This is a genomic window from Nonomuraea sp. C10 (assembly GCF_008017515.1).
GTDB classification, from domain to species: Bacteria; Actinomycetota; Actinomycetes; order Streptosporangiales; family Streptosporangiaceae; genus Nonomuraea; species Nonomuraea ferruginea.
The window spans coordinates 4,339,322-4,364,629 of the sequence record NZ_VPFF01000001.1; the positions used below are offsets into that span (position 1 = coordinate 4,339,322).

General features: G+C 71.8%; 23 protein-coding genes, 1 pseudogene and 3 riboswitches. Of the genes and pseudogenes, 7 read left to right on the forward strand and 17 right to left on the reverse strand.

The annotated features are described in order from the left end of the window. Positions 1–38: 38 nt before the first annotated feature. On the reverse strand, positions 39–596 hold the full coding sequence (locus tag FR742_RS19955) for a sigma-70 family RNA polymerase sigma factor (RefSeq protein WP_148032341.1): 558 nt from the start codon (positions 594–596) through the stop codon (positions 39–41). A 133-nt stretch (positions 597–729) separates the two neighbouring features. On the opposite strand from FR742_RS19955, the gene FR742_RS19960 reads away from it, so the two are divergent. After that, positions 730–876, forward strand: a complete 147-nt coding sequence (locus FR742_RS19960; protein ID WP_222709000.1) for a hypothetical protein — start codon at positions 730–732, stop codon at positions 874–876. 75 nt (positions 877–951) lie between these two features. On the opposite strand, the pseudogene FR742_RS45895 reads toward FR742_RS19960, so the two are convergent. From FR742_RS45895 to FR742_RS19975, 3 genes and pseudogenes are all read right to left on the reverse strand, one after another. Then, a pseudogene (locus FR742_RS45895) lies at positions 952–1,122 on the reverse strand (ATP-binding cassette domain-containing protein); the annotation flags it as partial. Positions 1,123–1,194: 72 nt separating this feature from the next. Beyond that, a complete protein-coding gene (locus FR742_RS19970; protein ID WP_148032342.1) occupies positions 1,195–1,734 on the reverse strand; it encodes an MFS transporter in 540 nt (179 codons plus the stop codon). A gap of 336 nt (positions 1,735–2,070) precedes the next feature. Further along, a complete protein-coding gene (locus FR742_RS19975) occupies positions 2,071–2,631 on the reverse strand; it encodes a hypothetical protein (protein WP_148032343.1) in 561 nt (186 codons plus the stop codon). A 173-nt stretch (positions 2,632–2,804) separates the two neighbouring features. On the opposite strand from FR742_RS19975, the gene FR742_RS19980 reads away from it, so the two are divergent. Beyond that, complete coding sequence (locus FR742_RS19980) at positions 2,805–3,014, forward strand: hypothetical protein (RefSeq protein WP_148032344.1); 210 nt, start codon at positions 2,805–2,807, stop codon at positions 3,012–3,014. 199 nt (positions 3,015–3,213) lie between these two features. Here the strand turns inward: FR742_RS19980 and FR742_RS19985 are convergent, their stop codons facing one another. Then, a complete protein-coding gene (locus tag FR742_RS19985; RefSeq protein ID WP_148032345.1) occupies positions 3,214–3,534 on the reverse strand; it encodes a hypothetical protein in 321 nt (106 codons plus the stop codon). A gap of 75 nt (positions 3,535–3,609) precedes the next feature. Further along, positions 3,610–3,725: riboswitch (cobalamin riboswitch) on the forward strand. Positions 3,726–3,760: 35 nt separating this feature from the next. On the opposite strand from FR742_RS19985, the gene cobN reads away from it, so the two are divergent. Genes cobN through FR742_RS20005 form a run of 4 tightly spaced genes read left to right on the forward strand, consistent with a single transcriptional unit; the run spans position 3,761 to position 10,332 of the window. Further along, positions 3,761–7,369 (forward strand): cobaltochelatase subunit CobN, encoded by a 3,609-nt coding sequence (gene cobN, locus FR742_RS19990; RefSeq protein ID WP_148032346.1) that lies wholly within the window; start codon positions 3,761–3,763, stop codon positions 7,367–7,369. A gap of 16 nt (positions 7,370–7,385) precedes the next feature. Continuing rightward, a complete protein-coding gene (cobF, locus tag FR742_RS19995) occupies positions 7,386–8,132 on the forward strand; it encodes a precorrin-6A synthase (deacetylating) (protein WP_261808630.1) in 747 nt (248 codons plus the stop codon). Next, positions 8,129–9,610, forward strand: a complete 1,482-nt coding sequence (locus tag FR742_RS20000) for a cobyric acid synthase (RefSeq protein WP_148032347.1) — start codon at positions 8,129–8,131, stop codon at positions 9,608–9,610. Before cobF ends, FR742_RS20000 begins: the two co-directional genes overlap by 4 nt. Further along, on the forward strand, positions 9,607–10,332 hold the full coding sequence (locus tag FR742_RS20005) for a cobalt-precorrin-6A reductase (protein ID WP_148032348.1): 726 nt from the start codon (positions 9,607–9,609) through the stop codon (positions 10,330–10,332). Before FR742_RS20000 ends, FR742_RS20005 begins: the two co-directional genes overlap by 4 nt. Before the next feature lie 2 nt (positions 10,333–10,334). Here FR742_RS20005 and FR742_RS20010 read toward each other — a convergent pair whose 3' ends face one another. Genes FR742_RS20010 through FR742_RS20025 form a run of 4 tightly spaced genes read right to left on the reverse strand, consistent with a single transcriptional unit; the run spans position 10,335 to position 16,100 of the window. Continuing rightward, complete coding sequence (locus tag FR742_RS20010; protein WP_148032349.1) at positions 10,335–12,725, reverse strand: cobyrinate a,c-diamide synthase; 2,391 nt, start codon at positions 12,723–12,725, stop codon at positions 10,335–10,337. Further along, positions 12,719–13,333, reverse strand: coding sequence for a cob(I)yrinic acid a,c-diamide adenosyltransferase (cobO, locus tag FR742_RS20015; protein ID WP_148032350.1), 615 nt, complete (start codon positions 13,331–13,333; stop codon positions 12,719–12,721). The genes FR742_RS20010 and cobO overlap by 7 nt, the downstream gene beginning before the upstream one ends. Further along, positions 13,333–14,097: a uroporphyrinogen-III C-methyltransferase gene (gene cobA, locus FR742_RS20020; RefSeq protein WP_148032351.1), complete on the reverse strand. Its 765-nt coding sequence runs from the start codon at positions 14,095–14,097 to the stop codon at positions 13,333–13,335. The genes cobO and cobA overlap by 1 nt, the downstream gene beginning before the upstream one ends. After that, entirely contained in the window at positions 14,097–16,100 is a 2,004-nt protein-coding gene (locus FR742_RS20025; protein ID WP_148032352.1) for a VWA domain-containing protein, read from the reverse strand. Before FR742_RS20025 ends, cobA begins: the two co-directional genes overlap by 1 nt. Positions 16,101–16,217: 117 nt before the next feature. After that, a riboswitch (cobalamin riboswitch) is annotated at positions 16,218–16,363 on the reverse strand. A gap of 29 nt (positions 16,364–16,392) precedes the next feature. On the opposite strand from FR742_RS20025, the gene cbiE reads away from it, so the two are divergent. Then, positions 16,393–17,628, forward strand: coding sequence for a precorrin-6y C5,15-methyltransferase (decarboxylating) subunit CbiE (gene cbiE / locus FR742_RS20030; protein WP_187281228.1), 1,236 nt, complete (start codon positions 16,393–16,395; stop codon positions 17,626–17,628). Here cbiE and FR742_RS20035 read toward each other — a convergent pair. From FR742_RS20035 to FR742_RS20070, 8 genes are all read right to left on the reverse strand, one after another. After that, positions 17,618–18,400 carry a cobalt-precorrin-4/precorrin-4 C(11)-methyltransferase gene (locus FR742_RS20035; RefSeq protein ID WP_222709001.1) on the reverse strand — a complete coding sequence of 261 codons (783 nt, stop codon included), beginning with the start codon at positions 18,398–18,400 and terminating at the stop codon, positions 17,618–17,620. The genes cbiE and FR742_RS20035 overlap by 11 nt on opposite strands. Then, entirely contained in the window at positions 18,397–19,917 is a 1,521-nt protein-coding gene (locus FR742_RS20040; RefSeq protein ID WP_148032354.1) for a precorrin-2 C(20)-methyltransferase, read from the reverse strand. Before FR742_RS20040 ends, FR742_RS20035 begins: the two co-directional genes overlap by 4 nt. Beyond that, positions 19,914–20,594: a precorrin-8X methylmutase gene (locus FR742_RS20045; RefSeq protein WP_315970624.1), complete on the reverse strand. Its 681-nt coding sequence runs from the start codon at positions 20,592–20,594 to the stop codon at positions 19,914–19,916. The genes FR742_RS20040 and FR742_RS20045 overlap by 4 nt, the downstream gene beginning before the upstream one ends. Then, positions 20,591–21,436, reverse strand: a complete 846-nt coding sequence (locus FR742_RS20050; RefSeq protein WP_148032355.1) for a nitrite reductase — start codon at positions 21,434–21,436, stop codon at positions 20,591–20,593. The genes FR742_RS20045 and FR742_RS20050 overlap by 4 nt, the downstream gene beginning before the upstream one ends. Before the next feature lie 61 nt (positions 21,437–21,497). Further along, a riboswitch (cobalamin riboswitch) is annotated at positions 21,498–21,693 on the reverse strand. A gap of 46 nt (positions 21,694–21,739) precedes the next feature. Further along, the gene (locus FR742_RS20055) at positions 21,740–22,429 is read right to left on the reverse strand and encodes a (2Fe-2S)-binding protein (protein WP_148032356.1); all 690 of its coding nucleotides are present in this window, start codon (positions 22,427–22,429) and stop codon (positions 21,740–21,742) included. Continuing rightward, entirely contained in the window at positions 22,426–23,214 is a 789-nt protein-coding gene (locus tag FR742_RS20060) for an ABC transporter ATP-binding protein (RefSeq protein ID WP_148032357.1), read from the reverse strand. The genes FR742_RS20055 and FR742_RS20060 overlap by 4 nt, the downstream gene beginning before the upstream one ends. 28 nt (positions 23,215–23,242) lie before the next feature. Next, complete coding sequence (locus tag FR742_RS20065; protein WP_222709002.1) at positions 23,243–24,298, reverse strand: iron ABC transporter permease; 1,056 nt, start codon at positions 24,296–24,298, stop codon at positions 23,243–23,245. Then, positions 24,295–25,281 (reverse strand): ABC transporter substrate-binding protein, encoded by a 987-nt coding sequence (locus FR742_RS20070; RefSeq protein WP_148032358.1) that lies wholly within the window; start codon positions 25,279–25,281, stop codon positions 24,295–24,297. The genes FR742_RS20065 and FR742_RS20070 overlap by 4 nt, the downstream gene beginning before the upstream one ends. Between the last annotated feature and the right edge of the window lie 27 nt (positions 25,282–25,308).

Consider the following 25,308-nt stretch of genomic DNA (forward strand, 5'->3'; position numbering starts at 1 on the left):
GGGACGGAGCCGCATGCTCCGTCCCCCGCCCCGGGTGGTCAGGCGGCGAGCCAGGACGCGCACAGCTGGAGCCGGGCCCGCGCCACTCTCGATCGAACGGTGCCGACCGGACAGCCGAGCAGTTCGGCGGCTTCGGTGTACTGCAAGCCCACGACCTGGGTGAGTACGAAAGCCCTGCGCCGTTCGGACGGCACCGCCGCCAGCAGCTCCGCAAGGTCCACACCGTCCTGGAAGCTGGGCAGATCACGCGGCTGGCACCGCTCCACAACTGCCTGCCAGTCCGCGAGATCTGCCACCACCGGCCGCGCCCCGGCCGCCCGGAACCGGTCGACCACCACCCGCCGGGCGATCGACAGCAGCCAGGCCCTGGCCGACGACCTGCCGGCGAACCCGGGCAAACTGCGCAGGACCCGCACGAACGTCTCCTGTGTCAGGTCGTCGGCCGATTGGACATCGGTGAGGTAGGCGAGGAAGCGGCGCACGTCGGCGTAGGCCGCTCTGGTGAAAGCCTCCACCTCGGCCGGGCCGCCCTCGCGCGCGGCCAGGGCGAGCGAGGTCAGGCGCCGATCGTCGGCGGCACGTACACGAGTATTCATAACGATCACTCCTTGCAGTCATGACAGAACGACGCGCAGCAGACGAAGGGACATGAAGGTGCGACTGGACCGATCGGCGCCAACCGGGCAGTGGCAGGTGACGGCTTAGCTCACCTCGGTCATGGCCTTCTCGATGCTGCAGCTGTTCCTGATCGGCGCCCTCGGACCGAGGCTGCTGGCCGAGGCGGGCATTTCCCGCTCCGTCCTGGGCTGGACCACGACGGCCGGGTTCGGCGTGGCGGCGGCCCTGTCCCTGAGCGCGGGGCGCTGGGTCCGATGACCTTCCAGGCCGAACGCGCCGCGCCTGCCGGCCGTCGACCTCGATCATCCCGGTCCTGTGGCGGTGCAGGCCGAGTACGGCGCGCAGCAGGGTGCTCTTGCCGGAGCCGTTGGTGCCGGTGATGGCGAGATGCTCACCGGGGCCGAGTTCGAGGCTCACCCGATCGACCGCCAGCAGCTCGCCGTGCCGGCAGCTCACCTCGGACAGACGTAAGGAGGCGGGCACGGCGCTATCGGGTGCGGGCATGAAAGGACTCCGTTGGGGCGTACGACGACGGCCGGGCGGAGCTCGTCCGTCCGGTGGAGCGAAAAGGGAAGGTCAGCCTGCGAGCAGAGCCGGCGGGCCGCGCCCGCTCAGCGAGTGCTCCAGCAGAGCCGGACGAAGGGGCGCGGGTTCGGCGGCGGGTACGAGCACCGCCCAGTAAGTCGTACGGGGTGGCGCCCACCACCACAGGAGGAGCCGCACGCTCAGGCGACGCACCAGCGTCCAGAGCACCGCCTCACCCCGAGACAGCCACAACGCCGTCATCACGGTCGCCCACCCGTGCGCGACCAGCATCCCCAACCCCGGGACGAGACCCGAATGCACGTGCCCGCCGGGCGCCACCGGCAGAGAAGGAAGCGACGAAGCGACGGAGAACAACAGGTGCAGCACCAGCTGCACGCCGGCGAGCAGGAAGAGAATGACCCGCGTTCCCCGTTCGCGGCCGGTCACCGGCACGGCTGCGGCGAAGGACACGGCCACGGCCGCCACCACCATCGGCGCGGTCACGTTCCCGCCCCCGAGCAGGTGGGCCAACGCGCCCAGCCCGCAGCACACCACGGCGAAGGCCGCGGCGCGAACCAGGCGGAACGTCATTCCAGCAGGCATTACTCCGGCTATCACTTCCGGGCGGACGGCACGACCGTGCCGCTGTGTGCCTCCGCGATGAGTCGTATACCGAGCAGGCGGCGGGTTCCAGCGGTGTTCGCGTGCGAACACCGCTGGAAGACGGCAGGTCGCACGCTGTCCTCTGATGAGGGCAGGTGGCGTCAGTGAAACTTTTAGCAACGCCGACGGACCGTACCCAGGAACAGGACGCGCCCCCGGGCACGACGACAAGCCATCTGAACCGGGACCCGTCAGGGTGCGGTCATGACTGCGAGCACGTCGGAAGACGGCAGTCGCACGCTGCCGCTGATGAAGGCCGTGTCGTCAGTGAAGCCGCAAGGCCGGCGGACCACGCCACTGGATCGCCCGGACGAATTCCGGACCGCGACGCGTCTCGGGCTCAGCGAGGAAAACCACCCGGACCGGGACCGTCAACGGCTCGATGGCCCCCACCAGCAGACGGCGCAGCTTCGGCAGCGGCGCCATTCCCCACAGCCGCACCATGAGCCAGAACGCGCTCTCGCCGCGGTACAACCACCATCCGCTGACCACCGCGAGCACGAGATGCGCCACGGTCATGCCGACACCCGGCATGCCCCCATGCACGTGGTCCGTTTGCAGGGCGGAGGGGGGAGCGCTTGTGGCGAACAGTTCATGCAGCAGGATCTGAGCGGCCGCCGTCGCCCCGATGATGACCTCAGGCCCGCGCTCACGTCCGCTGAGCACGGCAGCCAGGACGAACGCCCCGGCGACACCGATGAGCAACGCCGGCGCTGTGACCGCCGCGCCACCGGCGAGAACGTGACCGCCCGCGGACATGACAACGCACACCGTCGCGAAGACAACGGCGCGGGCCAGGCACGAGACCCTTTCCAGGGCGGACACGGCATTTATCCTTCCAGCCCGACGACCCGCTGAGAAGGGCGCAGCCCTACCGAGCTTCCTTCTCCCAACCTGTATCGAAAGGATTGTGTATCTGCCGATTGGGCCGGTTGACGAGGCCCATCTGCCGCTTCATCCTCGGCCACAGAGCCGTCCTGCCGGAAGGTGGAGAGCGTATGCGGTCCATCGCGCGTTTCTGTGGTCAGTGCAGCTGTGGCTGCCCTGAGCTGTGGGTCAACCCTGAGGCTCCTGCCGAGCGGAGAATCGTCATCACCGACGACTTCGGTCAGCGTGTCGAGATGAGCATCGATCAGTTCCAGGACATCGTCGACCAGGCGCGGTCCGGACGCTTCGACGAGTTGCTCACGACGTCATCCGCTGGCTGAGCAGCAGATGATCCTCGGCCGGGTATCACGAACTGGCGAGCACCGGGACGGACTGCCCCTCCTCACGGGCTACGGCGCCCTCATCGGCGCCTGGGCAGTGATCGGCGCCTACTTGGGAGGCCCTGTTGGCGCCCTCCTGGGAGTGGGAGGCGCTTTGCTGGCCGCCAGTCTGATCCGCATCTTGATCGAAGCCTGAGGATCAGCACCCCACGCCGATCATCCACACCGGCTCAGGAGACGCCGTCAGCGCCAACCTCGATACGGCAATCCCGTTGCCGTCGCCGACCTGCACGGCGCGATCACAGGCGGGAGCGGCGACGGTGGTGGCTTTCGCCGTCCGGATCGGTTCTGCCAGCTCGGCCGGCAGCTGCTCGAAGGGGACCGGCCCGCCCATCCTCGGCAGCGTGTCGACAATGCCCAGGTGGAACAGGACCAGCTGGGCATTGCTGAGCGCGGGCAGATAGTGGCGGTCGCGACGGTGACTTGGTCGAGCAGGAAGACGGATCGAACCTGAGACCAACCGTGTCTCGTCCCTTTCCGATACCGCACGGAGGACGGGATGGGCCGGATGACGCGCGGTGGGCGTTCTCCCGTAGGCTGCCAGGACGTCTTCGGTGCAGGAACCCGGTGAGATTCCGGGGCGGTTCCGCCACTGTGATCAGGCCCGCGAGGGTCTGCAGCCAGATACTGGCCGAGGGCGATCCGACCGCTATACGGGGCGAGAACCCCGGAGGAGGAGCCCGGCCATGGCCGCGTCCGTACGTCTTTGTCTGTTGTCGACGTCCGACACCGATCTGCTCTCCGCGCGGGCCAGCGGGGCCGGGTACGCGCTCGCCAATCCGGCGCGCGACGGCGATGCCGCCCTTGAGGCCTGCGTGGCGGGCGCCGACCTCGTCGTCGTGCGGCTGCTCGGTTCGCCGCACGACCTGTGGCCGGGGCTGGCGGCGGTCCGCGCCGCCGGGACGCCGGTCGTCGTGATCGGCGGGGAGCAGCAGCCGAACGCCGAGCTGATGGAGCTCTCCAGTGTCCCCATCGGGGTCGCGGCCGAGGCCCACCGCTACCTGGCCGAGGGCGGCCCGGTCAACCTGGCCCAGCTGCACGCCTTCCTGTCGGACACGGTGCTCCTGACCGGCGAAGGCTTCGAGCCGCCCACGGCGATCCCCTCCTGGGGCTTCGCCGAGCGCACCGCGCCGGTCGACGCCTCCCTGTCACGGATCGGCATCCTCTACTACCGAGCCCACCAGGCCAGCGGCAACACGGCCTTCGCCCACGCCCTGGCCGACGCCGTCGACGCCACCGGCGAGGCCGTCGGGGTGCCGATCTTCGCCGGTTCGCTGCGCAGCGCGCCCGACGACCTCTTCGAGGCGCTTCAGACCCTCGACGCCCTGGTCGTCACCGTGCTCGCCGCGGGGGGCAGCGTCCCCGCGTCGGTGAGCGCGGGCGGTGAGGACGAGACCTGGGACGTGGAGCGGATCGCCGCCCTCGACATCCCGGTGCTGCAGGGCCTCTGCCTGACCAGCGGCCGGGCGGAGTGGGAGGCGAGCGATGACGGCGTCACTCCGCTCGACTCCGCCAACCAGATCGCGATCCCGGAGTTCGACGGGCGGATCATTACCGCCCCGTTCTCCTTCAAAGAGATCGACGCCGACGGTCTGCCTCGCTATGTCGCCGACCCGGAGCGCTGCCGCCGTGTGGCCGCGATCGCGGTCAACCACGCACGCCTGCGTCATATGCACAACCGTGAGAAGAAGGTCGCGCTGGTCCTCTCGGCGTACCCGACCAAGCACTCGCGGATCGGCAACGCGGTCGGCCTCGACACCCCGGTCTCCACGATCCGCCTCCTGCGCCGGCTGCGCGACGCCGGCTACGACCTGGGCGCGCCGGGCGCGGTGCCGGGCCTCGACCTCGACGACGACACCGAGGCCGGCGACGCGCTGATCCACGCGATGATCGCGGCGGGCGGCCAGGACGAGGAATGGCTGACCTCAGGGCACCTCACCGACGCCCATGTACGGATCAGCGCCGAGAAGTACGCTCGCTGGACCGCGGATCTCCCTGCCGCACTGCGCGAGAGGATGGCCGAGGCGTGGGGTGAGGCGCCCGGCAGCCTGTTCGTCAACGACGCGGGCGAGATCGTCCTTGCCACGCTGGTCGCCGGGAACGTGGCGCTGCTCATCCAGCCGCCCCGAGGCTTCGGCGAGAAACCCGTCGCCATCTACCACGACCCCGACCTGCCTCCGACCCACCACTACCTGGCCGCCTACCGCTGGCTGGAGGCCCCGGAGACCGACGGCGGCTTCGGCGCGCACGCGGTGGTACACGTCGGAAAGCACGGCTCGCTGGAGTGGCTGCCCGGTAAGAACGCCGCGCTCTCCGCCGAATGCGGCACCGACGCGGTACTGGGAAGCCTGCCGCTCTTCTACCCGTTCCTCGTCAACGACCCCGGCGAGGGCGCCCAGGCCAAGCGCCGGGCCCACGCCACCATCATCGACCACCTCATCCCGCCGATGGCACGCGCCGAGACGTACGGCGACATCGCCCGTCTGGAGCAGTTGCTCGACGAGTACGGCAACATCGCCGCGATGGACCCGGCGAAGCTGCCGGCGATCCGCGGCGAGATCTGGTCCCTGATGCGGGCCGCGGAGATGCACCGCGATCTCGGCCTGGACGAGCGGCCCGAGGACGACGAGTTCGACGACTTCGTGCTGCACATCGACGGCTGGCTCTGCGAGATCAAGGACGTGCAGATCCGCGACGGCCTGCACGTGCTCGGCCAGGCGCCCACCGGTGAGGCCCGGGTCAACCTGGTGCTCGCGATCCTGCGCGCGTCCCAGGTGTGGGGCGGTGTGGGCAACGCGATACCCGGCCTGCGCGCCGCCCTTGGCCTGTCCGAGGACGCCTCGACGGCGACCGTGGACGTGTACGAGGAGCAGGCCCGGTCCCTCCTCACCGCGATGGAGGCGGCCGGCTGGGATGTCGCCGCCGTGGACGCCCTGCACGACGACCCGGTGGTCCGTCAGGTGCTGGCCTTCGCCGCCACCGAGGTGGTGCCGCGTCTGGCCCGTACCACCGACGAGATGGACGTGCTGCTGCATGCCCTGAACGGCGGCTATGTCGAGGCCGGCCCGTCGGGGTCGCCGCTGCGCGGCCTGGTCAACGTGCTGCCCACCGGCCGCAACTTCTACACCGTCGACCCGCGTGCCATCCCGTCCCGGCTGGCGTGGCAGACCGGACAGGCGATGGCCGAGTCGCTGGTGCGGCGCTATCTCGACGAGACCGGTGAGCATCCGACCTCGGTGGGTCTGTCGGTGTGGGGCACCAGCGCGATGCGCACCTCCGGCGACGACATCGCCGAGGTGCTGGCCCTGCTGGGTGTGCGCCCCGTGTGGGATGACATGTCGCGACGGGTCAACGACCTCAAGGTCATCGACCTCGCCGAGCTGGGCCGCCCGCGCATCGACGTCACCGTCCGCATCTCCGGCTTCTTCCGCGACGCCTTCCCGCACGTCGTGGCGATGCTCGACGACGCGGTGAAGCTGGTGGCCGAACTCGACGAGCCCGACGAGATGAACTTCGTCCGCGCGCACGCCCGCGCCGACCTCGCCGAGCACGGCGACGCGCGCCGGGCGACCACCCGGATCTTCGGCTCCAAGCCGGGCTCCTACGGCGCCGGGATCCTGCAGGCCGTCGAATCGGGCACCTGGCGCGACGACAACGACCTGGCCGAGGTCTACACCGTGTGGGGCGGGTTCGCCTACGGACGCGGCCTCGACGGCGTCCCCGCCGCGGACGACATGCGCGCCGCATACCGGCGGATCAAGGTCGCCGCGAAGAACGTCGACAGCACCGAGCACGACATCGCGGACTCCGACGACTACTTCCAGTACCACGGCGGCATGATCGCCACCGTGCGCGCGCTGACCGGATCCGACCCGAAGGCGTACGTCGGCGACTCGACCTCGCCCGACGCGGTGCGGACCCGCACCCTTCAGGAGGAGACCAACCGGGTCTTCCGGGCGCGCGTGGTCAACCCCCGGTGGATCGGCGCGATGCGGCGCCACGGCTACAAGGGCGCGTTCGAGCTGGCCGCGACGGTGGACTACCTGTTCGGTTTCGACGCCACCGCCGGTGTCGTCCAGGACTGGATGTACGAGTCGCTGGCGAAGTCGTACGTTCTCGACGAGACCAACCAGGAGTTCCTGCGCAGGTCGAACCCGTGGGCGCTGCGGGGCATCGTCGAGCGCCTGCACGAGGCCGCCGAGCGCGGCCTGTGGGCGGAGCCGAACGACGAGACCGTGAAGGCGCTGCAGAAGGTCTACCTGGAGGTCGAGGGTGATCTCGAAGACGGCGCGTGATGATCGGGGAACGACGGTGACGCACGTGCACGTGGTGGGCTTCGGCATGGGCCCGCACCATCTGACGGGTGAGGGCGCGAAGGCCCTGGCGGCGGCTGGCTACGTACTCGCCGTGCGCAAGGGCGATGACGACGAACTGCTGGAAGTGCGCCGCCGGATCTGCGCGGAGCACGGCCTCGAACTCGTCGAGGTCGCCGATCCCGAACGCGACCGCGACGACCCGGCCGACTATCCCGGTGCGGTCAAGGCATGGCACGCCGCGCGCGTGGACGCGTACGCCGAAGAACTGGCCGCCCGTGGCGGAACCGCGGCGTTCCTGGTCTGGGGCGACCCCTCGCTGTACGACTCGACGTTGCGCGTCCTGGACCGGCTCGGTGAGCGGATGGACCTGACCTGGGACGTGATCCCCGGAATCAGCGCCCCGCAGGTGCTGGCCGCGCGGCACCGGATCGTGCTGCACGGGGTGGGCCGGCCCGTGCACATCACCACGGCTCGCCGGCTGCCCGAGGCGGTCGCGGACGGCCAGCGCAACATCGTGGTGATGCTCGGCTCCGAGCGGAACCTGGAGAACCTGCGGGAGTTGCGGGACTGGCGGATCTGGTGGGGCGCCAACCTCGGCGCGGCCGGTGAGCACCTGGTCGCCGGGCGGGTGGGCGACGTGTTGTCCGACCTCCACTCGGCCAGGGAAGCCGCCCGTGAGGCGGCCGGCTGGGTGATGGAAGTCTGTCTGCTGCGTGCCCCGGAAAGGACGTCCGCGCCGTGAGTGGTCTGCTCGTCGCCGGCACCACCTCCGACGCCGGGAAGTCGGTCGTCGCCACCGGACTGTGCCGGGCGTTCGCCCGCCGTGGGGTGTCGGTGGCGCCGTACAAGGCGCAGAACATGTCCAACAACTCGATGGTCTGCCACGACCGCGACGGCTCGACCGCCGAGATCGGACGCGCCCAGTGGGTGCAGGCTCTGGCCGCCCGGGTGGTGCCGGAGCCCGCGATGAACCCGGTGCTGCTCAAGCCCGGCTCCGACCGCCGCAGCCATGTCGTGGTGATGGGCCGACCGGCGGGCGAGGTGGCGGCGACCGACTTCACCACCGGCCGCCGCCACCTCGCGCAGGCCGCGCACGCGGCATACGACGACCTGGCGGCCCGCTTCGATGTGATCGTGGCCGAGGGGGCGGGCAGTCCCGCGGAGATCAACCTGCGGGCCGGCGACTACGTGAACATGGGGCTCGCCCGGCACGCCGGCCTTCCCGTCGTCGTGGTCGGCGATATCGACCGCGGCGGCCTGTTCGCCTCCCTGTGCGGCACCCTGGCGCTGTTGGAGCCCGCCGACCAGTCGCTGATCGCGGGCTTCGTCGTCAACAAGTTCCGGGGCGACCTCTCCCTCCTGCGTCCCGGCCTGGAACAGCTGGAATCCCTGACCGGACGTCCGGTCCACGGCGTGCTGCCGTGGCATCCCGATCTGTGGCTCGACTCTGAGGACGCCCTCGACCTCGAAGGCCGACGCAGCCGGGACGGCGCCCGCGTGCGGACGGCGGTCGTCCGGCTCCCCCGCATCAGCAACTTCACCGACGTCGACGCCCTCGGCCTCGAACCCGACCTCGACGTCGTCTTCGTCTCCGCCCCCCGCGACCTGGCCGACGCCGACCTGGTGGTGCTGCCCGGAACGCGGGCCACGCTCTCCGACCTGGCGTGGCTGCGCTCACGCGGCCTCGACACCGCGATCGAAACGCACGTACGCGCGGGTCGGGCACTGCTCGGGATCTGCGGCGGCTTCCAGATGCTCGGCACCGAAATCCACGACCCCGACGGCGTGGAGGGCCTGGCGGGCACACGGGCGGCGGGGCTCGGGCTGCTTCCCGTGACGACCGAGTTCCGCCCCGACAAGGTGCTGCGCCTGCCGCGCGGCGAAGCGCTGGGAGCCATCGCCACCGGATACGAGATCCACCACGGGCGGATCACCCGCGCCGACGGAGTCGACGAGTTCCTCGGCGGCGCCCGGACCGGCCGGGTCTTCGGCACGATGTGGCACGGCGCCCTGGAAGGCGATGAGTTCCGGGCCGCCTTCCTCGCCGAGGTCGCAGGACTGGAGCCCTCTGGGGTCGGTTTTCCTGCGGCGCGTGAACGCCGGCTGGAACTGCTGGCCGACCTCGTCGAGGAGCACCTCGACGTCGACGCCCTGCTCGCGCTGGCCCGTACGGGAGCACCCTCCGGTCTCCCGGCCCTGACCGTGGGAGGCGGGCGATGAAGGTCCTGCTGTTGGGCGGCACCGCCGAAGCGCGGGAGCTCGCCCGTCTCCTGGTCGACGCGGATGTCGACGTCACCTCGTCACTCGCCGGACGCGTGGCTCGCCCCCGGCTGCCCGTGGGCCGGGTGCGCATCGGTGGCTTCGGCGGCGTGCCCGGCCTGCGCGCGGCCCTCGCGGACTACGATCTCGTCGTCGACGCGACCCATCCGTTCGCCCGCGGTATGAGCGGCAACGCGCTGGAGGCCTGTGCCGCGGAGCAGGTTCCTTTGCTCAGGTTGGAGCGGCCGGGCTGGGAGCCCGATCCCGCCTGGCGGTACGCCGCCACCCACGACGAGGCCGCCGCGCTCGCCGCCGCGCTCGGGGAACGCCCCTTCCTCACCGTCGGACGGCAGGAGCTGGGCCGGTTCGTGCCGCGGCTGCGCGAGTTCGCCGTGCTGGCACGGGTGGTCGACGCCCCTGGCACCGTCCTGCCTCCGAACTGGCGCCTCCTCACCAGCCGCGGGCCGTACACGCTGGACGGCGACCTCGAAGTGATGCGCGAGCACGGCTCGGACGTGCTGGTCACGAAGGATTCCGGCGGATCGTACACGTGGCCCAAGATGGAGGCCGCGGCCGTGCTCGGCGTCCCGGTCGTGGTGGTCTCCCGGCCGGAGCCGGACCCGCGGGCATCGGTGGTCGACGCCGTGGGCCCGGCTCTCGGCTGGGTGCTGTCGCACCGCTGAGGTCAGCCGGCGTCGAGTTCGGTGAACAACCGGGCGCAGGTCTCGGGAGGACGCACCGCGATGCGCACCCAGTCGGCGTCGAGCCCCGGAAAGGTGTCCGCCCTGCGTACGGCGACGCCGCGTTGCCGCAACGCCTCGCGGACGCCACGGCCGGGGCGGGCCAGGACGAATGAGGTGCGCGAGGGCAGCACCTCGATTCCGCGCGAGCTGAGGCCGGTGACCAGGGCCTCCCTCCATTCGGCGATCTGTCCGGCGCGACGTGCCGCCTCGGCGATCGCCTCCGGGGAGGTGCACGCGACGGCGGCGGCGATTGCCGGGGTCGACACCGACCACGGGATCTGCCGGGCCGCCAGACCGGCGATACAGCGGTCGCTGCCCAGCACGTAACCGGCGCGTATCCCGGGGATCGACCAGTGCTTCGTGAGGCTGCGGACAACCAGCAGCCCGCGGCGGCGGTGACCGGCGAGCGACTCCGTCTCCCCCTCGATCGTGTCCATGAACGCCTCGTCCACGACCACCACCCGCCTGGGGCGGCGCAGCCGCAGGATGTCCTCGGCCGGGTGCAGGATCCCTGTCGGGTTCGTGGGGTTGCCCAGCACCACGAGGTCGGCGTCGTCGGGCACCGCGGCCGGGTCCAACCGGTAGCCGTCCTCCGGGCGGCACTGGACCACGGTGACCCGGTGCCCTGCGCGTTCAAGGGCCGCGTGCGGCTCGGTGAACTGTGGGTGCACCACCACGGCATGGCGCCACTGCTTCCACCGGGCGACCAGTTCGAACGCCTCGGCCGCGCCCGCGGTGACCAGGACCTCGTCCGTACGGCGCCGGTACAGCTCGGCGATCGCCTCGCGTGCGGGTGTCGGGTCCGGGTAGGAGACCGAGTCACGCACCCCTTCGAGCAGCGCGGACGTGAGCCAGGCCGGTCGTGGCCCGGGGTGGACGTTGACGGCGAAGTCGACCAGCCCCGGCCCGGTCTCCCGGTCGCCGTGGTGGTGCAGGGGCTCGACGGGAACCGGCTCACGTGCCGTGTCGCCGGTGCGCTCCGACGCGGCCACCGGTCTGGCTTTGGCCGCCGCCTCGGCGAACCGCTGAGCCATGTACGACCGGGCCGCCCAGTGCAGGTGCAGGTAGGAGGCGTGCAAGGTGGGCGAGGCGACGCCGATGAGCTCGCCGTCGAGATCCCATGCCGGTGTCCAGCCGACCGCCGGGCGGGTCAGCGCGGTGCGGTGGAACTCGTGGCCGGACACCTCCTCCCCCTCTCGCGACAGCAGGTTGTCGCCCACGGCCCTGGCCACCGGGTAGCGCAGGGTCAGACGATCGGTCATCGTGGCGCTGGTGCCGATCACCCCCGCCATCGGAGTGCCGTCGAGGGCTTTGAGCAGGTAGAGCAGACCGGCGCACTCGGCCACGGTAGGCAGTCCTGCCATGACCGCGTCGCGCACCTGGGTCAGCAGCGATACGTTGCGGGCGAGCTGCCGCACGTACACCTCGGGGAAGCCGCCGCCGAGCAGGAGTGCGCGGGTGCCGGCCGGCAGCGACCCGTCGGTCAGGGGATCGAAGGGCACAACGCGACACCCCGCGGCGGTGAGCAGTTCCTCCGTCTCGGCGTACGCGAACGTGAACGCCCGGCCCGCCGCGACCGCCACCACGGGCGCCTCCCCGGCGACGGGACGCACCTCGGCGCTCGGGTCCCACGGCACGACGTCCAGCCCGGGCGCCGTGCGGGCCGTCTCCAGCACCGCGTCGAGATCGACGTGCCGGGCGATCCACTCGCCCAGCCGGGCCACCGCGGCCGCGGACCCGTCGCGCTCGGCCGCCGGCACCAGGCCGAGGTGGCGGGACGGCGAGGAGATCGAGTCGTCGCGCGGCACGACGCCGAGCACCGGCAGACGCAGGGAGCGCTCGACCTCGGCGACGTTGCGCGCGGAGCCCGCCCGGTTGAGGATCACGCCGACCACGTCCACCGTCGGGTCGTATGCCGCCATGCCGGCGACCACCGCACCGGCCGAGCGCGACATCCGGGCGATGTCGGCGACCAGCACCACCGGCGTACGGGTCAGGCGCGCGACGTGCGCGGTGGAGGAGAACCCGTCGGTGCCGATCCGCCCGTCGTGCAGGCCCATCACGCCCTCGATCACGGCCACGTCGGCACCGCGGGCCCCGTGCAGCAGCAGGGGGACGATCCGTTCCTCCCCGACCAGGTGCGGATCGAGGTTGCGACCGGGCCGGCCGGTGGCCAGGGCGTGAAAGCCGGGGTCTATGTAGTCGGGGCCGACCTTGTGACCGGAGACCCGCAGTCCGCGATCGCGCAGCGCGGCCATCAGGCCGGTCGCCACGGTGGTCTTCCCCTGTCCGGTGGAGGGGGCAGCGATGACCAGGCGCGGCAGGGTCACCATTCGATGCCCCTCTGCCCCTTCTGTCCGGCGTCCATGGGGTGCTTCACCTTGGTCATCTCGGTGACGAGGTCGGCGGCCTCCAGCAGTTCGGGCGCCGCCCGGCGGCCCGTGATGACGACGTGCTGGCGGCCGGGGCGGTCGCGCAGCGTGGTGACGACGTCGTCGAGGTCGACCCATCCCCAGACGATCGGGTAGGTGAACTCGTCGAGCACGTACAGGTCGTGGGTCTCGGCGGCGAGTCGGCGCTTGATCTCCTGCCATCCTTCGCCGGCGGCCCGGGCGTGGTCCTCGGCGTCGCCCTGCTTCTTGGCCCACGACCAACCGGAGCCCATCTTGTGCCATTCGACCGGCCCGCCCTCGCCCGTCTCGTCGTGCAGCTTTCCGAGGCGTTCGAGCACGGTCTGCTCACCGATGCTCCACTTGGCGGACTTCACGAACTGGAAGACTCCGATGTTCCACCCCTGGTTCCACCCGCGCAGGGCGAGCCCGAAGGCTGCGGTGGACTTCCCCTTTCCATCGCCGGTGTGGACCATCAGCAGCGGCCTGTTGCGGCGCTGCCGGGTGGTGAGACCGTCGTCGGGCACGGTGAGTGGCTGTCCCTGGGGCATCAGTGGGTCTCCTCCTCGTATGTGAGGGAGGCCCACCGGGCCACCTCTCCGATGACGGTGACGGCGGGTGGACGGATGGACGCGGCCACTCGGGCGATGTCGTGCAGAGGAGCCGTCAGGACCTCCTGGTCCGGGTGGCCGCCGCGCGCGACGACGGCCGCCGGGGTGTCGGCGTCCATGCCGTGCACGAGCAGCGACTTGGTGATGGCGGCCAGGTTGGCGACGCCCATGAGCACCACGAGCGTCGTTCCGGAGGCCGCGAGCGCCGCGTAGTCCAGGGTGCTCTCCGGGTGGTCGGGCGGGACGTGGCCGGAGATCACGCTGAATCCCTGGACCAGCCCGCGGTGGGTGACCGGGATGCCGGCGAGCGCCGGAACGGCGACCGAGGAGCTGACTCCGGGCACGACGCGCACCGGCACTCCCGCCTCGGAGCAGGCGATGAGCTCCTCCATGCCGCGTCCGAACACGAACCCGTCGCCGCCTTTGAGCCGCACCACCCGTCGGCCGGCCCGCGCATGGGTGATGAGGAGCTCGTTGATCCGCTCCTGCGGAGTGAAGGCGCCGCGCGGCATCTTGGAGACGTCCACGATCTCGGCGTCGGGGCTGGCCCATTCCAGCGCTCCGGCCGGGGCCAGGTGGTCGACCAGCAGCACGTCGGCCTGTTCGACGGCGGCGCGGCCGGCGACGGTCATGAGTCCCGCGTCGCCGGGACCGCCGCCGACGAGGACGACCGCTCCAGGGCGCAGGGCTTCGAGCACGCCCATCAGGCGACCCGGCCGGTGACGACGTCCACGAGCCTGTCGGCGCTGACCCGGGCCATCGGCACGTGTTCGGCGCGCAGGTGGCCGGCCAGCACCTCGGCGAGCCCCATTCTGAGCGGGCCGTCCTCGCAGTCGACGACGACGCTCGGCACCCCGAGGGCGGCGAGGCCGTCGGCGGCCTGCCGGGAGCGGGCCACCGCGTCGGCTCCGGAGGTGGCGCGGCCGTCCGTGACGAGGACCAGCAGCGGACGCATGCGCGCGTCGCGCAGCCGTTCCCGGCGCAGCACCCGCTGGGCCTCCACGAGGGCCTCGGCCAGCGGCGTGCGTCCTCCGGCGGGGAGTTCGTCGAGGAGGGCGGCGGCCACCTCGACCGACCCGGTCGGCGGCAGGGTGAGAGCGGCGCCGTCACCGCGGAAGCTGATCAGCGCGACCTTGTCGCGGCGGCGGTAGGCGTCGGTGAGCAGGGAGAGGATCGCGGTCTTCACCTGGACCATACGGCGCCGTGCCGCCATCGACCCCGAGGCGTCCACGCAGAAGAGCAGCAGGTTGGCCTCCCGGCCCTCCCGTACGGCGACGCGCAGGTCGACGGGGAGCAGCACGACACGTCGGCCGGTCCTGTCGCCGACGGCGCCTGTGCCCTGGACGGCGTGGCGTTCCGCGGCGGCGCGCAGCGTCTCGACCAGGTGGAGCGAGCCGGTGCCCGTGCCGCTGCCGACCCTGCGTCCGCTGGAGCTCAGAGCCCGGCTGCGACGACCGGGCCTGCCCTGGCCGACGCCGTCGACGGTGAAGAGCCGGGGGCGGTACGCCGTCCGGGCTCGGTCGGTGGTCGCGCCCCCCATGGCGGTGGGAGCGGGCGGCGCAGGCCGTCGGGGGGCGTCCTGATCGGTGGCGGGCTCGGGTTCCCTCGTCGGTTCGGCATCCGTCTCGGGGGCCGTGTCGGCGGGCTGGTCGCCGGGCTCCTCCGGCCGGTTCTCGGCCCGCTCCTCGACCGGCGCCTCGCCGGGTGCGTCCCCGCCCTGCGGCTCCGGGGGTTGCGGCAGCTCGTCGTCGCCGAGCACCCGGTCGAGCAGGTCCTCGTCGATGCCGGGGGCGTCGAACGGGTTCCGGCGGCGGCGGTGCGGCAGCGCCAGCAGGGCCGCCGCCCGGATGTCGCCTCGGGTCACCTCGCGGCGGCCCGCCCAGGCGGCGTGGGCGACGGCCGTGCGGGCCGTGACGATGTCGGCACGCAGACCGTCCACCTCGAACGCCGCGCAGACCTCGGCGATCTTGAACATCGCGGCGTCGCCCAGCAGCACGCCGTCGAGCCGGGCGCGGGCTTCGGCGATCCGGCGGGTCAGGTCCTCCTGACGGCCGGCGTAGCGGGCCGCGAAGGCCGCGGGATCGCGGTCGTACGCGAGGCGCCGGCGCACGATCTCGACGCGCGCTTTCGGGTCGCGAGGGGCGGCCGCCTCGACGGTCAGACCGAACCTGTCGAGCAGCTGAGGGCGGAGCTCCCCCTCCTCGGGATTCATCGTGCCGATCAGTACGAAGCGGGCAGCGTGGCCCAGCGACACCCCGTCGCGCTCGACGGTGACCCGGCCCGTCGCGGCGGCGTCCAGCAGGAGATCCACCAGGTGGTCGTGGAGCAGGTTGACCTCGTCCACGTAGAGGACTCCGCGGTGCGCGCGGGCCAGGAGCCCCGGCTCGAACTCGACGGCTCCCGTGGTGAGCGCCTTCTCCAGGTGCAGCGACCCGAGCACCCTGTCCTCGGTCGCTCCGACGGGCAACTCGACAAGTCGCACCGGCCTGCCGACCACTTCGGCACCGGAGCCGAAAGGGCCGTCCGGCGACGGCTCGGCCGGATCGTGCGGGTCGACGGAGAAGCGGTCGCCGTCGTACACCTCGATCCACGGGAGGACGTCGGCGAGGCCGCGGACGGTGGTCGATTTCGCGGTCCCCTTCTCCCCGCGGACGAGGACGCCGCCGATTTCCGGACTGATCGCCGTGAGCACGAGGGCGAGGCCCATATCGCCGAGGCCGGAGGCGGTCGTGGGGTCGTACTCACACCCGACAATGGCAGAAAAGGGGTACTTCGTTGGCACGTGTGAGGCTCCCGCTCGCTAGGCCATACATCAGTGGCTACGCGAGGCCGGTCTTCGGACTTGTCGAGTCGCTCACGAGGAGTGCTCGATACACCGCAGCGGGCCTGTGCCGGAATCTCACCGGCTTCCCAGATTCTCCCCGTTGACCTTCCCCACCGTTTCCGATGGCTGGGCGCGGGGGCACCTCACGTTGACCACCACGATAGCCTCCCGTGACGTGCCCGATTCGACAGACCCTCTCCACAGGCCCCGGCTGACCGTCGTCGGCGTCGGCGCGGACGGACGTCTCGACGAGACCGCCGCCGCGCTGGTCCGAGACGCCGAGATACTGCTCGGAGGCCGCCGCCACCTGGCGGTCGTCCCCGAGGTGGCCGGTCAGACGCGTCTGCCCTGGCCTTCGCCACTGGCCGAGGGGCTGCCGGCGATGCTGGAGGAGGTGCGCGGGCGCCGTGTGGTGGCCCTGGCTTCTGGCGACCCGATGCTGTCGGGCATCGGCACGACCCTGATCCGGGTCCTGGGCGCCGACGACGTACGGGTCCTCCCCGCGGTCTCCTCGCCTGCTCTGGCCCGGGCGCGCATGGGCTGGCCGGCCGAGGAGTCGGTGGTGGTGACCCTGGTGGGCCGCCACGAAGCCCGGCTGCTGCGCGAGGTCGCCCCTGGGCGGCGGCTGCTCCTGCTGACCTCCGGTCCCGAGACACCGGCGATCGTCGCCGAACTGCTGGTGGAAACCGGCAATCCGGACGCGGCCATCACGCTGCTGGGCGACCTGGGCAGCCCGAGGGAGTCCCGCGTGACCCGAACGGCCCGTGAGTGGACGGACATGCCTTCCGACGCGGTCCCCGCCCTGCACGTGCTGGCCGTCGAGATCCCGGCGACGAGCATCAGCTGGACCTCGTCCTGGGTCGCGGGTCTGCCTGACGACGTCTTCGAGAACGACGGCCAGCTCACCAAACGCGATCTGCGCGCTTCGGCGCTGGCCCGCCTCCGCCCCGCGCCCGGCCAGCACCTGTGGGACATCGGGGCGGGAGCGGGATCGGTCGGCATCGAATGGCTTCGGGCGCACCCCACGTGTCGTACGACGGCCGTCGAGGCCGACCCGGCGCGCGCCGCCCGGATCGCGCGCAACGCCGTCCGACTGGGCGTACCGGACCTCCGCGTCGTCGAGGGGCGGGCGCCCGGCGCACTCGCGGACCTCGACACCCCCGACGCGGTCTTCATCGGGGGCGGGGCGAGCAGGCCCGGCGTACTCGACGCCTGCCTGGCGGCCCTGCGGCCGGGCGGGCGGCTGGTGGCGCACGGTGTCACCCTGGAGACCGAGCAGCTGCTCGCGGACGCGTTTCGCACCCACGGCGGGGAGTTGACCCGGATCGCGGTGGAGACCGCCCGCCCCGTGGGGGGCTTCACCGGGTGGACGCCGGCGCGCACCGTGACACAGTGGAGTCTCAGTCTCTGAGACCGAAAGTTTTCGTCGACCGGTCTCTTTCGGCGCTGTAGAGGTAGGACTCCCCTCCTCCTCGCCGGTCGGCGTCGGCGAGGGCCCGTCCGACCAGGATCACCGCCGCCTGCCGGAGCCCGGCCTCCTCGACCAGGTCCGCCACCATGCCGACCGTCCCGCGCAGCACCAGCTCCCCCGGTTGGCTGGCGCGGTACACGACGACCACCGGGCAGTCGGCACCGACCACCGGCTCCAGTTCCGCCATCAGCTCGCGGGTTCGAGTGATCGCAAGGTGCAGCACGAGGGTCGCCCCGGTCGCTGCGAAGTCGGTCAATGACTCGCCCTTCCCCATCGGTGTGGAGCGGGCACGGGTACGGGTCAGCACCACTGACTGGGCGACGAGCGGCACCGTCAGCTCGCTGCCCACCCGCGCGGCGGCCGCGGCGTAAGCGGGTACGCCGGGCGTGACCTGCCAGGCGACCCCCGCGGCGTCCAGGCGACGGGTCTGTTCGTGCAGCGCCGAGTACAGCGACGGGTCGCCCGACGTCAGCCTCACGACCCGTCGGCCCGCCCTCGCCTCCCCCACGAGGAGAGAGGTGATCTCGTCCAGGTCCAGGTCCAGGTCCTGGGTGTCCAGGAGCACCGCATCCGGGCCGCAGTGCGCCAGCACGCCGGGGTCGAGGTAGGTGCCGGGGAAGAGGACGACATCGGCCTCGGCGAGCAGCCGGGCGGCGCGTACGGTCAGCAGGTCAACCGCGCCAGGTCCGGCGCCGACGAAGTTGACGGTCACCGGACGTACCTCGGGGTCCAGACTCCGGTGGAGGAGACGCGGGTCGACGAGGCGCCCACGATCAGCAGGCACTTCATGTCGATGGCCGCCGGATCCAGCTCACCCAGGGTGGTCACGGTCAACGACTCCTCGGCACGGCCCACGTCACGCCCGACCACGGCGACGGTGTCGGGGCTCCGGTACTTCAGCAGCACGTCTCGAGCGGTTGCGACCTGCCCGGTCCGGCTGCGCGAGGCCGGGTTGTAGACCGCCAGGACCAGGTCGGCCTCGGCGACGGCGCGCAGTCTCCTCTCGATGACCTCCCACGGCTTGAGCCTGTCCGACAGGCTCAGCACAGCGAAGTCGGCGCCGATCGGAGCTCCGGCGCGAGCCGCCACCGCCTGGACCGCGCTGACGCCGGGCAGGACACGCACGGACACCTCGGCGAAGGCCGGGTCCTCAGCCGCTTCGAAGACCGCGGCCGCCATCCCGAAGATCCCGGCGTCGCCGCCGGAGACCACCGCGACCTTCTCGCCGCGTCGCGCGAGTTCGAGAGCGAACCTGGCCCTGTCCACCTCGACGGTGTTGCCCGACGCGTGCCGGGTCAGGCCGGGGCGCTGCGGCACCCGGTTGATGTACGGGCCATAGCCGACCACGTGGTCGACCTCGGCGAGCGCGGCGGCGGCCTCGGGAGTGAGCCAGCCGTCGGGACCGGGACCGAGCCCGACGACGAGCAGTTCGGCCGCTCCGGTGGAGGGGACCCGGGCCTCGGCCGCCTCGGAGGCGTCCCGGGAGCGTCGGCCGTTGAGGCTGTCCCCGGTGACGACGATCAGCGAGAAGTACGGCACCTTCGTCTCGTCCACGTCGGCCACCGGCTGCCACCGCTGCTCAGGCATGGAGGCCCGCTCGACGTACAGCGCGTGGTCGAGGCGACCGGCCGCGGCCAGGGCACGGCGTACGACGGGAAAGGTACGGCCCAGTTTCATGATGATCGCGCCGTCCGTGTCGGCGAGACGGCGGGCAAGCTCGGACTCGGGCAGGGTGCCGGGCAGGACCGTCAGCACGTCGGTCTGGCGCACCAACGGGCTCCCGGTCGCGGCCGTCGCAGCGAGAAAGGCGGGAACCCCCGGCACGATCTCGGTCGGATATTTCTCCGAGAGACGATCGTGCATGTACATGTACGACCCGTAGAACAGCGGGTCGCCCTCCGCGAGCAGCACCACGTTCCGTCCCTCGTCGAGGTGCACGGCGAGTCGTGCCGCAGACTCCTCGTAGAACTCCGCCAGCACTCCGGTGTAACCGCCGGGGTGGTCGGTGGCGCCCGTGGTCACCGGGTAGACCAACTGCTCCTCGACGACCCCGGCGGGGAACAGTCCGGCGGCGATCCTCCGTGCGTTGGACTGCCTGCCGCGGGCCGAGTGGTAGGCGATCACGTCGGCCCGCCCGATCAGCCGGGCGGCCTTGAGGGTGAGGAGTTCGGGGTCTCCGGGGCCGACGCCCACCCCGGCGAACCTGCCTGGGGCCGTCACGGTGCTCATTCCGCCTCCTGGGCGATGGCGTTGAGCGCGGACGACGTCATCGCCGAACCGCCGCGACGGCCCCGCACGGTGACGAACGGGATGTCGATCCCATGGCCGGAGGCGAAGTCCTGCAACGCCTGCTTCGACTCGGCGGCGCCGATGAAGCCGACCGGGCAGCCCACGACCGCGGCCGGGCGGGGCGCCCCGTCGGCCAGCATCTCCAGGAGATGGAACAGGGCGGTCGGAGCGTTGCCGATCGCGATCACGGCGCCCTCCAGGCGCGGCTCCCACAACGAGACGGCCGCAGCGGTGCGTGTGGTCCCCCACTCCTCGGAGAGGCCGGGCACCCGCGGATCGCCGAGGGTGCAGATCACCTCGTTGTCGGCGGGCAGACGGCTGCGGGTCACGCCCCTCATGACCATGGTGGTGTCGCAGAGAATCGGCGCTCCCGCGGCGAGCGCGGCGCGGGCGGCGGGCACCAGACGCGGGTCGATGACGAGGTCGTCGGTCAGGTCGACCTGACCACTGCCGTGGATCATCCGGACCGCCAGCTTCTCGGCGTTGGCCGGCACCTTGGACAGATCGGCCTCACGCCGGATCATCGCGAACGAGTCGAGGTAGATCTCGGTTCCGCGGTCGACGTACGCATAGCGGCGGCTCGGTCGACGCGGCCGGTTGTCGGACATCGGGTTCATCGGGTTTCCTCGGGGATCAGGATGCCACGCCAGGGGGTGACGACGAGTTCGGGGGCGGCGGCGCACAGGCGTTCCACCGCGGCGCGGTCCAGGCCTTCCGCCGGCACCGGCCGGTGAACGCCTCCGGGCACAGGGCCGAAGGCCAAAGGCGGGGCCGCACCGGGGACGCCACGGGATCGGGGCACCGGTTCGACCAGCGGTTCAGGCAGTTCGACGACGTGCCAGGGAGCGTCCGGGCCCGCACCGCGCGCATCGAGGAAGAGCCTGGCGAGATCGGCAAGGTGCGCGTGCGCGTCCCGCACAGACACGACAGGGCCCCACCCGTCGCCGGCCCGGAGCTGGGCCGACCCGTCGCCGAGAGCCACCAGGCCCAGGTCGCACGAGCGATCCAGCAGATCTCCGCGACCGTCATCGAGGACGAAGAGGAACCGTCCGGGCAGCCGCCCCAGCTCGGGATCGCCGCACAGCGCGGTGTCCAGGGCGTCGACCACGGGACGCAGGTCGGCTCGGCCACCGGCAAGCCCGGTCTGCGGGGACGCCATCACATTGCGCGACAGGTCGTGGGACCGGCTGGGCAGTAAGCCGGTCGCCTCCAAGGCGGTGAGCACCTCGTCAGGCAGGCATTCGGTGCCGGGAACGGCGGGCATGGCACGTACCTGCAGGTTGGTGCGGGTGGTCACGTGAACGTGCCCGTCTCCGTACCGCTCTGCCACCTCGACGAGGGCGTGCAGCGACTTCGCGGAGACCCTGCCGCCGGGGAGACGCAACCGCACCAGCAGCCCGTCGGCGGCGGACCAGGGACGCAGTACGCCCGGGCAATGGTCTGGTCGAAACCGGTTCATCCGGAGTCATTCACCTTGTTCAGAGTCCGGGTCCATACGCGGGACCCACCATGACCCGACGACGGGTGTCGTCAGCACCAGCAGGTCTTCGGACTCGGATCATCCGGGAGAGGACACCTTCCCAGACCTGGAGGTCCAGTGGCCGCCGTTGCCGGCGTGTCCTTCCCGTCCCCTCACCGCTGCGCGTCAGCTCCGGAATTGCACCGGATTCCCTGGCTTCCACGTGATGGAGTACGACTGGCCTGCTGAGCGTATCGCGGGGCCCGCCTCGGTCCACAGCCGCCCTCCAGAGGAGGTCGCCGGCTACCGTGCCAGGCAGCAGTCGGGACACTTCCCGCCGCCCGGCACGCGATAGTAAAGGCAGCAGGTGCGGCGACGGAACGACAGGTCGGGGCCGGTGAACGCGCCTTTGCCGCGCAGATCGCCGATGTCGAGCAGCCGCCGGGCGAGGTCGGTGGCGGGCTGCCTCAGGTCGGGACGGGCCCGTACGAGTTCGCGCGCGGCCTCGGCCAGGGCGGAGGCGGCGTTGCCGTGCAGCAGCCCGGCGGCGACCTTGACGCGCAACCCCGCCGCCAGCGGGACGAGATGCTCGTCCATGACGATGCGGTAGAGCAGCGGCGCGAGCGCGTCATCCTCGGGAGTGTGCCAGCCGCGTGGTACCGCCAGCCGGAGGCTGGGCCCTTCGGCTTCCTGCCGGAGCCCGGACAGGTCGGGCACGACGCCGTGTGCGACGGCGCAGCCGAGCATCACCGACCACAGCCGCGCGGCGTGGCCGAGCTGCACGATGGAGGCGGCGATGCGCGTCTCACCGGTGCCGTAGCACGCGGCACGGTCCGCCACCAGGTGGGCCAAGCCGGCGGCGTAGACCTCCTTGACCGGCCGCCACTCCCCTTGACCTGGTCCCGTGTTAAGGACGAAGAAGGGACCGAAACCGGCGATGCCACTCAGCGCTTCGCCGAGTGCGGCGGGTGAGGCGGAGCGTGGAGGGGTCATGAAGGGCTCTCCTGGTCGGGGTGAAGGCTGATCTGCGGGACGCCGGTGCGGGGATGGGCGTGTACATCCGCCGCGACCTGGTACACCTCGGTCAGCAATGCCGGGGTGAGGACCTGGGCGGGCGGGCCGTCGGCGACGACCTGTCCGGCACGCATCACACAGATCCGGTCGCAGAAGGCCGCGGCGAGGTTGAGGTCGTGCAGGGCGATCACTGCGGTCACGCCCAGGCCGCGCACCAGCCGCAGGACGTCGAGCTGGTGGCGCAGGTCGAGGTGGTTGGTGGGCTCGTCGAGCACCATCGTGCCGGTCCGCTGGGCCAGGGCGCGGGCGATCAGGACGCGCTGCTTCTCCCCGCCCGACAGCCGGTCGAACGGCGCCTGGGCGAGTGCGGTGACGTCGAGCGCGTCCAGGGCGTCCATGATGATCCGCCGGTCGGCGGCGTCGTCGCCCTGGAAAGCTCGTTTGTACGGGCTGCGGCCCATCGCCACGACCTCGTACACGGTCAGCTCGAACTCCCCGGGCGGCTCCTGGACGACGGCGGAGAGCCGGCGCGCGAGCCGGCGGCCGCTCATCCGCCAGATGTCCTCGCCGTCGAGCAGCACCCGCCCCGAGGTGGGGCGCCGGGCGCGGTAGAAGGTGCGCAACAGGGTGGACTTGCCCGCGCCGTTGGGCCCGGTCAGCGCGACGACCTCGCCGGGCGTCACGTCGAGGACGACGTCGCGGACCAGGTCGCGATCCGCGACGGCGACGCCCACGTGCTCGGCGCGAAGGTGTCCGGGCCTCATCGGGCCGCCCTCAGCGGCCAGGCCGGCGTCACCAGGCCGCCTTCCGCCGCATCAGCCACAGGAAGAACGGGCCGCCGACGAGCGCCGTCAGGATGCCGACCGGGATCTCCTCCGGAGCGATCACCGTACGTGCCGCCAGGTCTGCGGCGATCAGGAAGGCCGCGCCCAGCAGGGCGGCGGCCGGGAGCGCGCGCTGGTGGCCGGCGCCGACCAGCAGGCGCACGATGTGCGGGAGCATCAGGCCGACGAACCCGATGGAGCCGCTGACCGCGACGACGGCGCCGATCATCAGGGCGACGAGGACGAACAGGCAGGCGCGGAAGCGGTGCACGTTCAGGCCCATGGAGGCGGCCGCCTCCTCCCCCGCCAGCAGCAGGTTGAGCGGGCGGGACACGCCGAGCAGCGTCACCGTGCCAAGCAGCACCGCCGCGGCCGGGATCGGGACCAGGTCCCAGGAGGTGCCGCCGAAGCCGCCGAGCATCCAGCGCATCGCCGACTCGGTCTTGCGCGGGTCGCCGGAGGTGATGATGAGGTAGCCGGCGATCGCCGAGAGCACCTCGGCGGTCGCCACCCCGGCCAGGACGAGCCGTACCGTGGTCATCCGGCCGCCGGAGCGGGCCAGGAAGTACACCAGTGTCAGCGCTCCCAGCGCTCCCGCGAAGGCGGCCAGCGGCAGCGAGAACGCGCCGAACACCGTGAGGTTCAGGACCAGGACGAGCACCGCGCCGACGCTCGCCCCGGACGAGACGCCCAGCAGCATCGGGTCGGCCAGCGGGTTGCGCACGAGGGCCTGCAGGGCCATCCCGCACACCGACAACGCCGCCCCGGCGACGCCGCACAGCAGCACGCGCGGCGCCCGCACGTCCATCACGATCGTCTCCCTGACCGGCGGCCAGGTGGGTTCGACGAGCGCGGGCATGGCTCGGTGGACGAGGATGCCCCACACCTCACCGGTGGCCAGCGGGACGGACCCGGCCGCGATCCCGGCCGTGGCGGCCACCAGGAGCAGGGCCGTGAGCAGGATCAGGACCAGCGGGTACGGCAGCCGCGCGCCGCTCCGGGGCACCGCGGCGAGCGCGGTCACGAGAAGCGGTCCGGGTGGAGCTGCCCGGCCAGCGACTCGACTCCTTCCGGCACCCGGACGCCGAGCACCGTGGCCGACAGCGGCAGCACCGCGAACCGCTGCTCCTTGATCGCCGGGACGTCCTTGAGCGCCGGGTTGGACAGGAGGAACGTCTTCTTGTCCGCCACCGACTGATCGCCGTAGTCGTAGATGACGATCGCCTCGGGCGCGCGGTCGGCGACCTGCTCGAACGACACGTCGCCGAACGCCTTGCCCAGGTCGGCGAAGAGGTTCACGCCCCCGGCCCGGCTGATCATGTCATTGCCGATGCCGGCTCCGCCCGCGGTGAAGGCGGTCTTGTCGCCGCTGTCGTACACGAAGACCTTGACCGGCTCGGCGCCGCGCACCTTCTCCTCGACGCCTTCCAGCACGGCGCGCATCTCCGCGACGCGCTGTTCGGCGCGGTCGCTCACGCCGAAGATCCGGCCGATCGTACGGATCTCCTCCTCCAGGAGATCGGTGGTCACCGGGCCGGCCGGGCAGGCCTCCAGGCTGAGGTACGAGTCGATCCCGGCCTTTTCCAGCGCCTCTCGGCCCCGCCCTTCCTCATCGAAGGCGCTGCGGAATCCGCCGTAGACGAAGTCGGGCTCGGCCGACAGCAGGACCTCGTACGACGGATACTCCTCGGCGAGCACCTTGACGCTGTTGTAGGCGGCTTCGTACTGCGGCGGGATGCGGTCGTCGAGGAAGGCGGTGCCGGCCATCGACTTCTCCAGCCCGAGCGCCAGCATGATCTCGGTGACGTGCTGGTTCATCGTGACCGCCCGCCGTGGCGGCCGCTGGTACGTGGTGGTCACCCCGCAGTTGGTCACGGTGACCGGGAAACCCGCGACGGTGGACGGGGTGGACGGCGGCGGGGACGCCGCGGGCTGCGCGGTGCCGCACCCCGTCATCAGCCCGATGATCAGCAGGAGCGTGACAGGGAGCGAGCGTGGGCTCGTCATGGGCGGGGCCTTTCCTGACCGGAGTGG

Excerpts from the sequence above, each read along its gene's own strand:
- FR742_RS19955 (WP_148032341.1), bottom strand. The coding sequence starts at position 596 with ATGAATACTCGTGTACGTGCCGCCGACGATCGGCGCCTGACCTCGCTC.
- FR742_RS19960 (WP_222709000.1), top strand. The coding sequence starts at position 730 with ATGCTGCAGCTGTTCCTGATCGGCGCCCTCGGACCGAGGCTGCTGGCC.
- FR742_RS19970 (WP_148032342.1), bottom strand. The coding sequence starts at position 1,734 with ATGACGTTCCGCCTGGTTCGCGCCGCGGCCTTCGCCGTGGTGTGCTGC.
- FR742_RS19980 (WP_148032344.1), top strand. The coding sequence starts at position 2,805 with ATGCGGTCCATCGCGCGTTTCTGTGGTCAGTGCAGCTGTGGCTGCCCT.
- cobN (WP_148032346.1), top strand. The coding sequence starts at position 3,761 with ATGGCCGCGTCCGTACGTCTTTGTCTGTTGTCGACGTCCGACACCGAT.
- FR742_RS20005 (WP_148032348.1), top strand. The coding sequence starts at position 9,607 with ATGAAGGTCCTGCTGTTGGGCGGCACCGCCGAAGCGCGGGAGCTCGCC.
- FR742_RS20010 (WP_148032349.1), bottom strand. The coding sequence starts at position 12,725 with ATGGTGACCCTGCCGCGCCTGGTCATCGCTGCCCCCTCCACCGGACAG.
- cobO (WP_148032350.1), bottom strand. The coding sequence starts at position 13,333 with ATGCCCCAGGGACAGCCACTCACCGTGCCCGACGACGGTCTCACCACC.
- cobA (WP_148032351.1), bottom strand. The coding sequence starts at position 14,097 with ATGGGCGTGCTCGAAGCCCTGCGCCCTGGAGCGGTCGTCCTCGTCGGC.
- FR742_RS20025 (WP_148032352.1), bottom strand. The coding sequence starts at position 16,100 with ATGGGCCTCGCCCTCGTGCTCACGGCGATCAGTCCGGAAATCGGCGGC.
- FR742_RS20040 (WP_148032354.1), bottom strand. The coding sequence starts at position 19,917 with ATGAGCACCGTGACGGCCCCAGGCAGGTTCGCCGGGGTGGGCGTCGGC.
- FR742_RS20045 (WP_315970624.1), bottom strand. The coding sequence starts at position 20,594 with ATGAACCCGATGTCCGACAACCGGCCGCGTCGACCGAGCCGCCGCTAT.
- FR742_RS20050 (WP_148032355.1), bottom strand. The coding sequence starts at position 21,436 with ATGAACCGGTTTCGACCAGACCATTGCCCGGGCGTACTGCGTCCCTGG.
- FR742_RS20055 (WP_148032356.1), bottom strand. The coding sequence starts at position 22,429 with ATGACCCCTCCACGCTCCGCCTCACCCGCCGCACTCGGCGAAGCGCTG.
- FR742_RS20060 (WP_148032357.1), bottom strand. The coding sequence starts at position 23,214 with ATGAGGCCCGGACACCTTCGCGCCGAGCACGTGGGCGTCGCCGTCGCG.
- FR742_RS20070 (WP_148032358.1), bottom strand. The coding sequence starts at position 25,281 with ATGACGAGCCCACGCTCGCTCCCTGTCACGCTCCTGCTGATCATCGGG.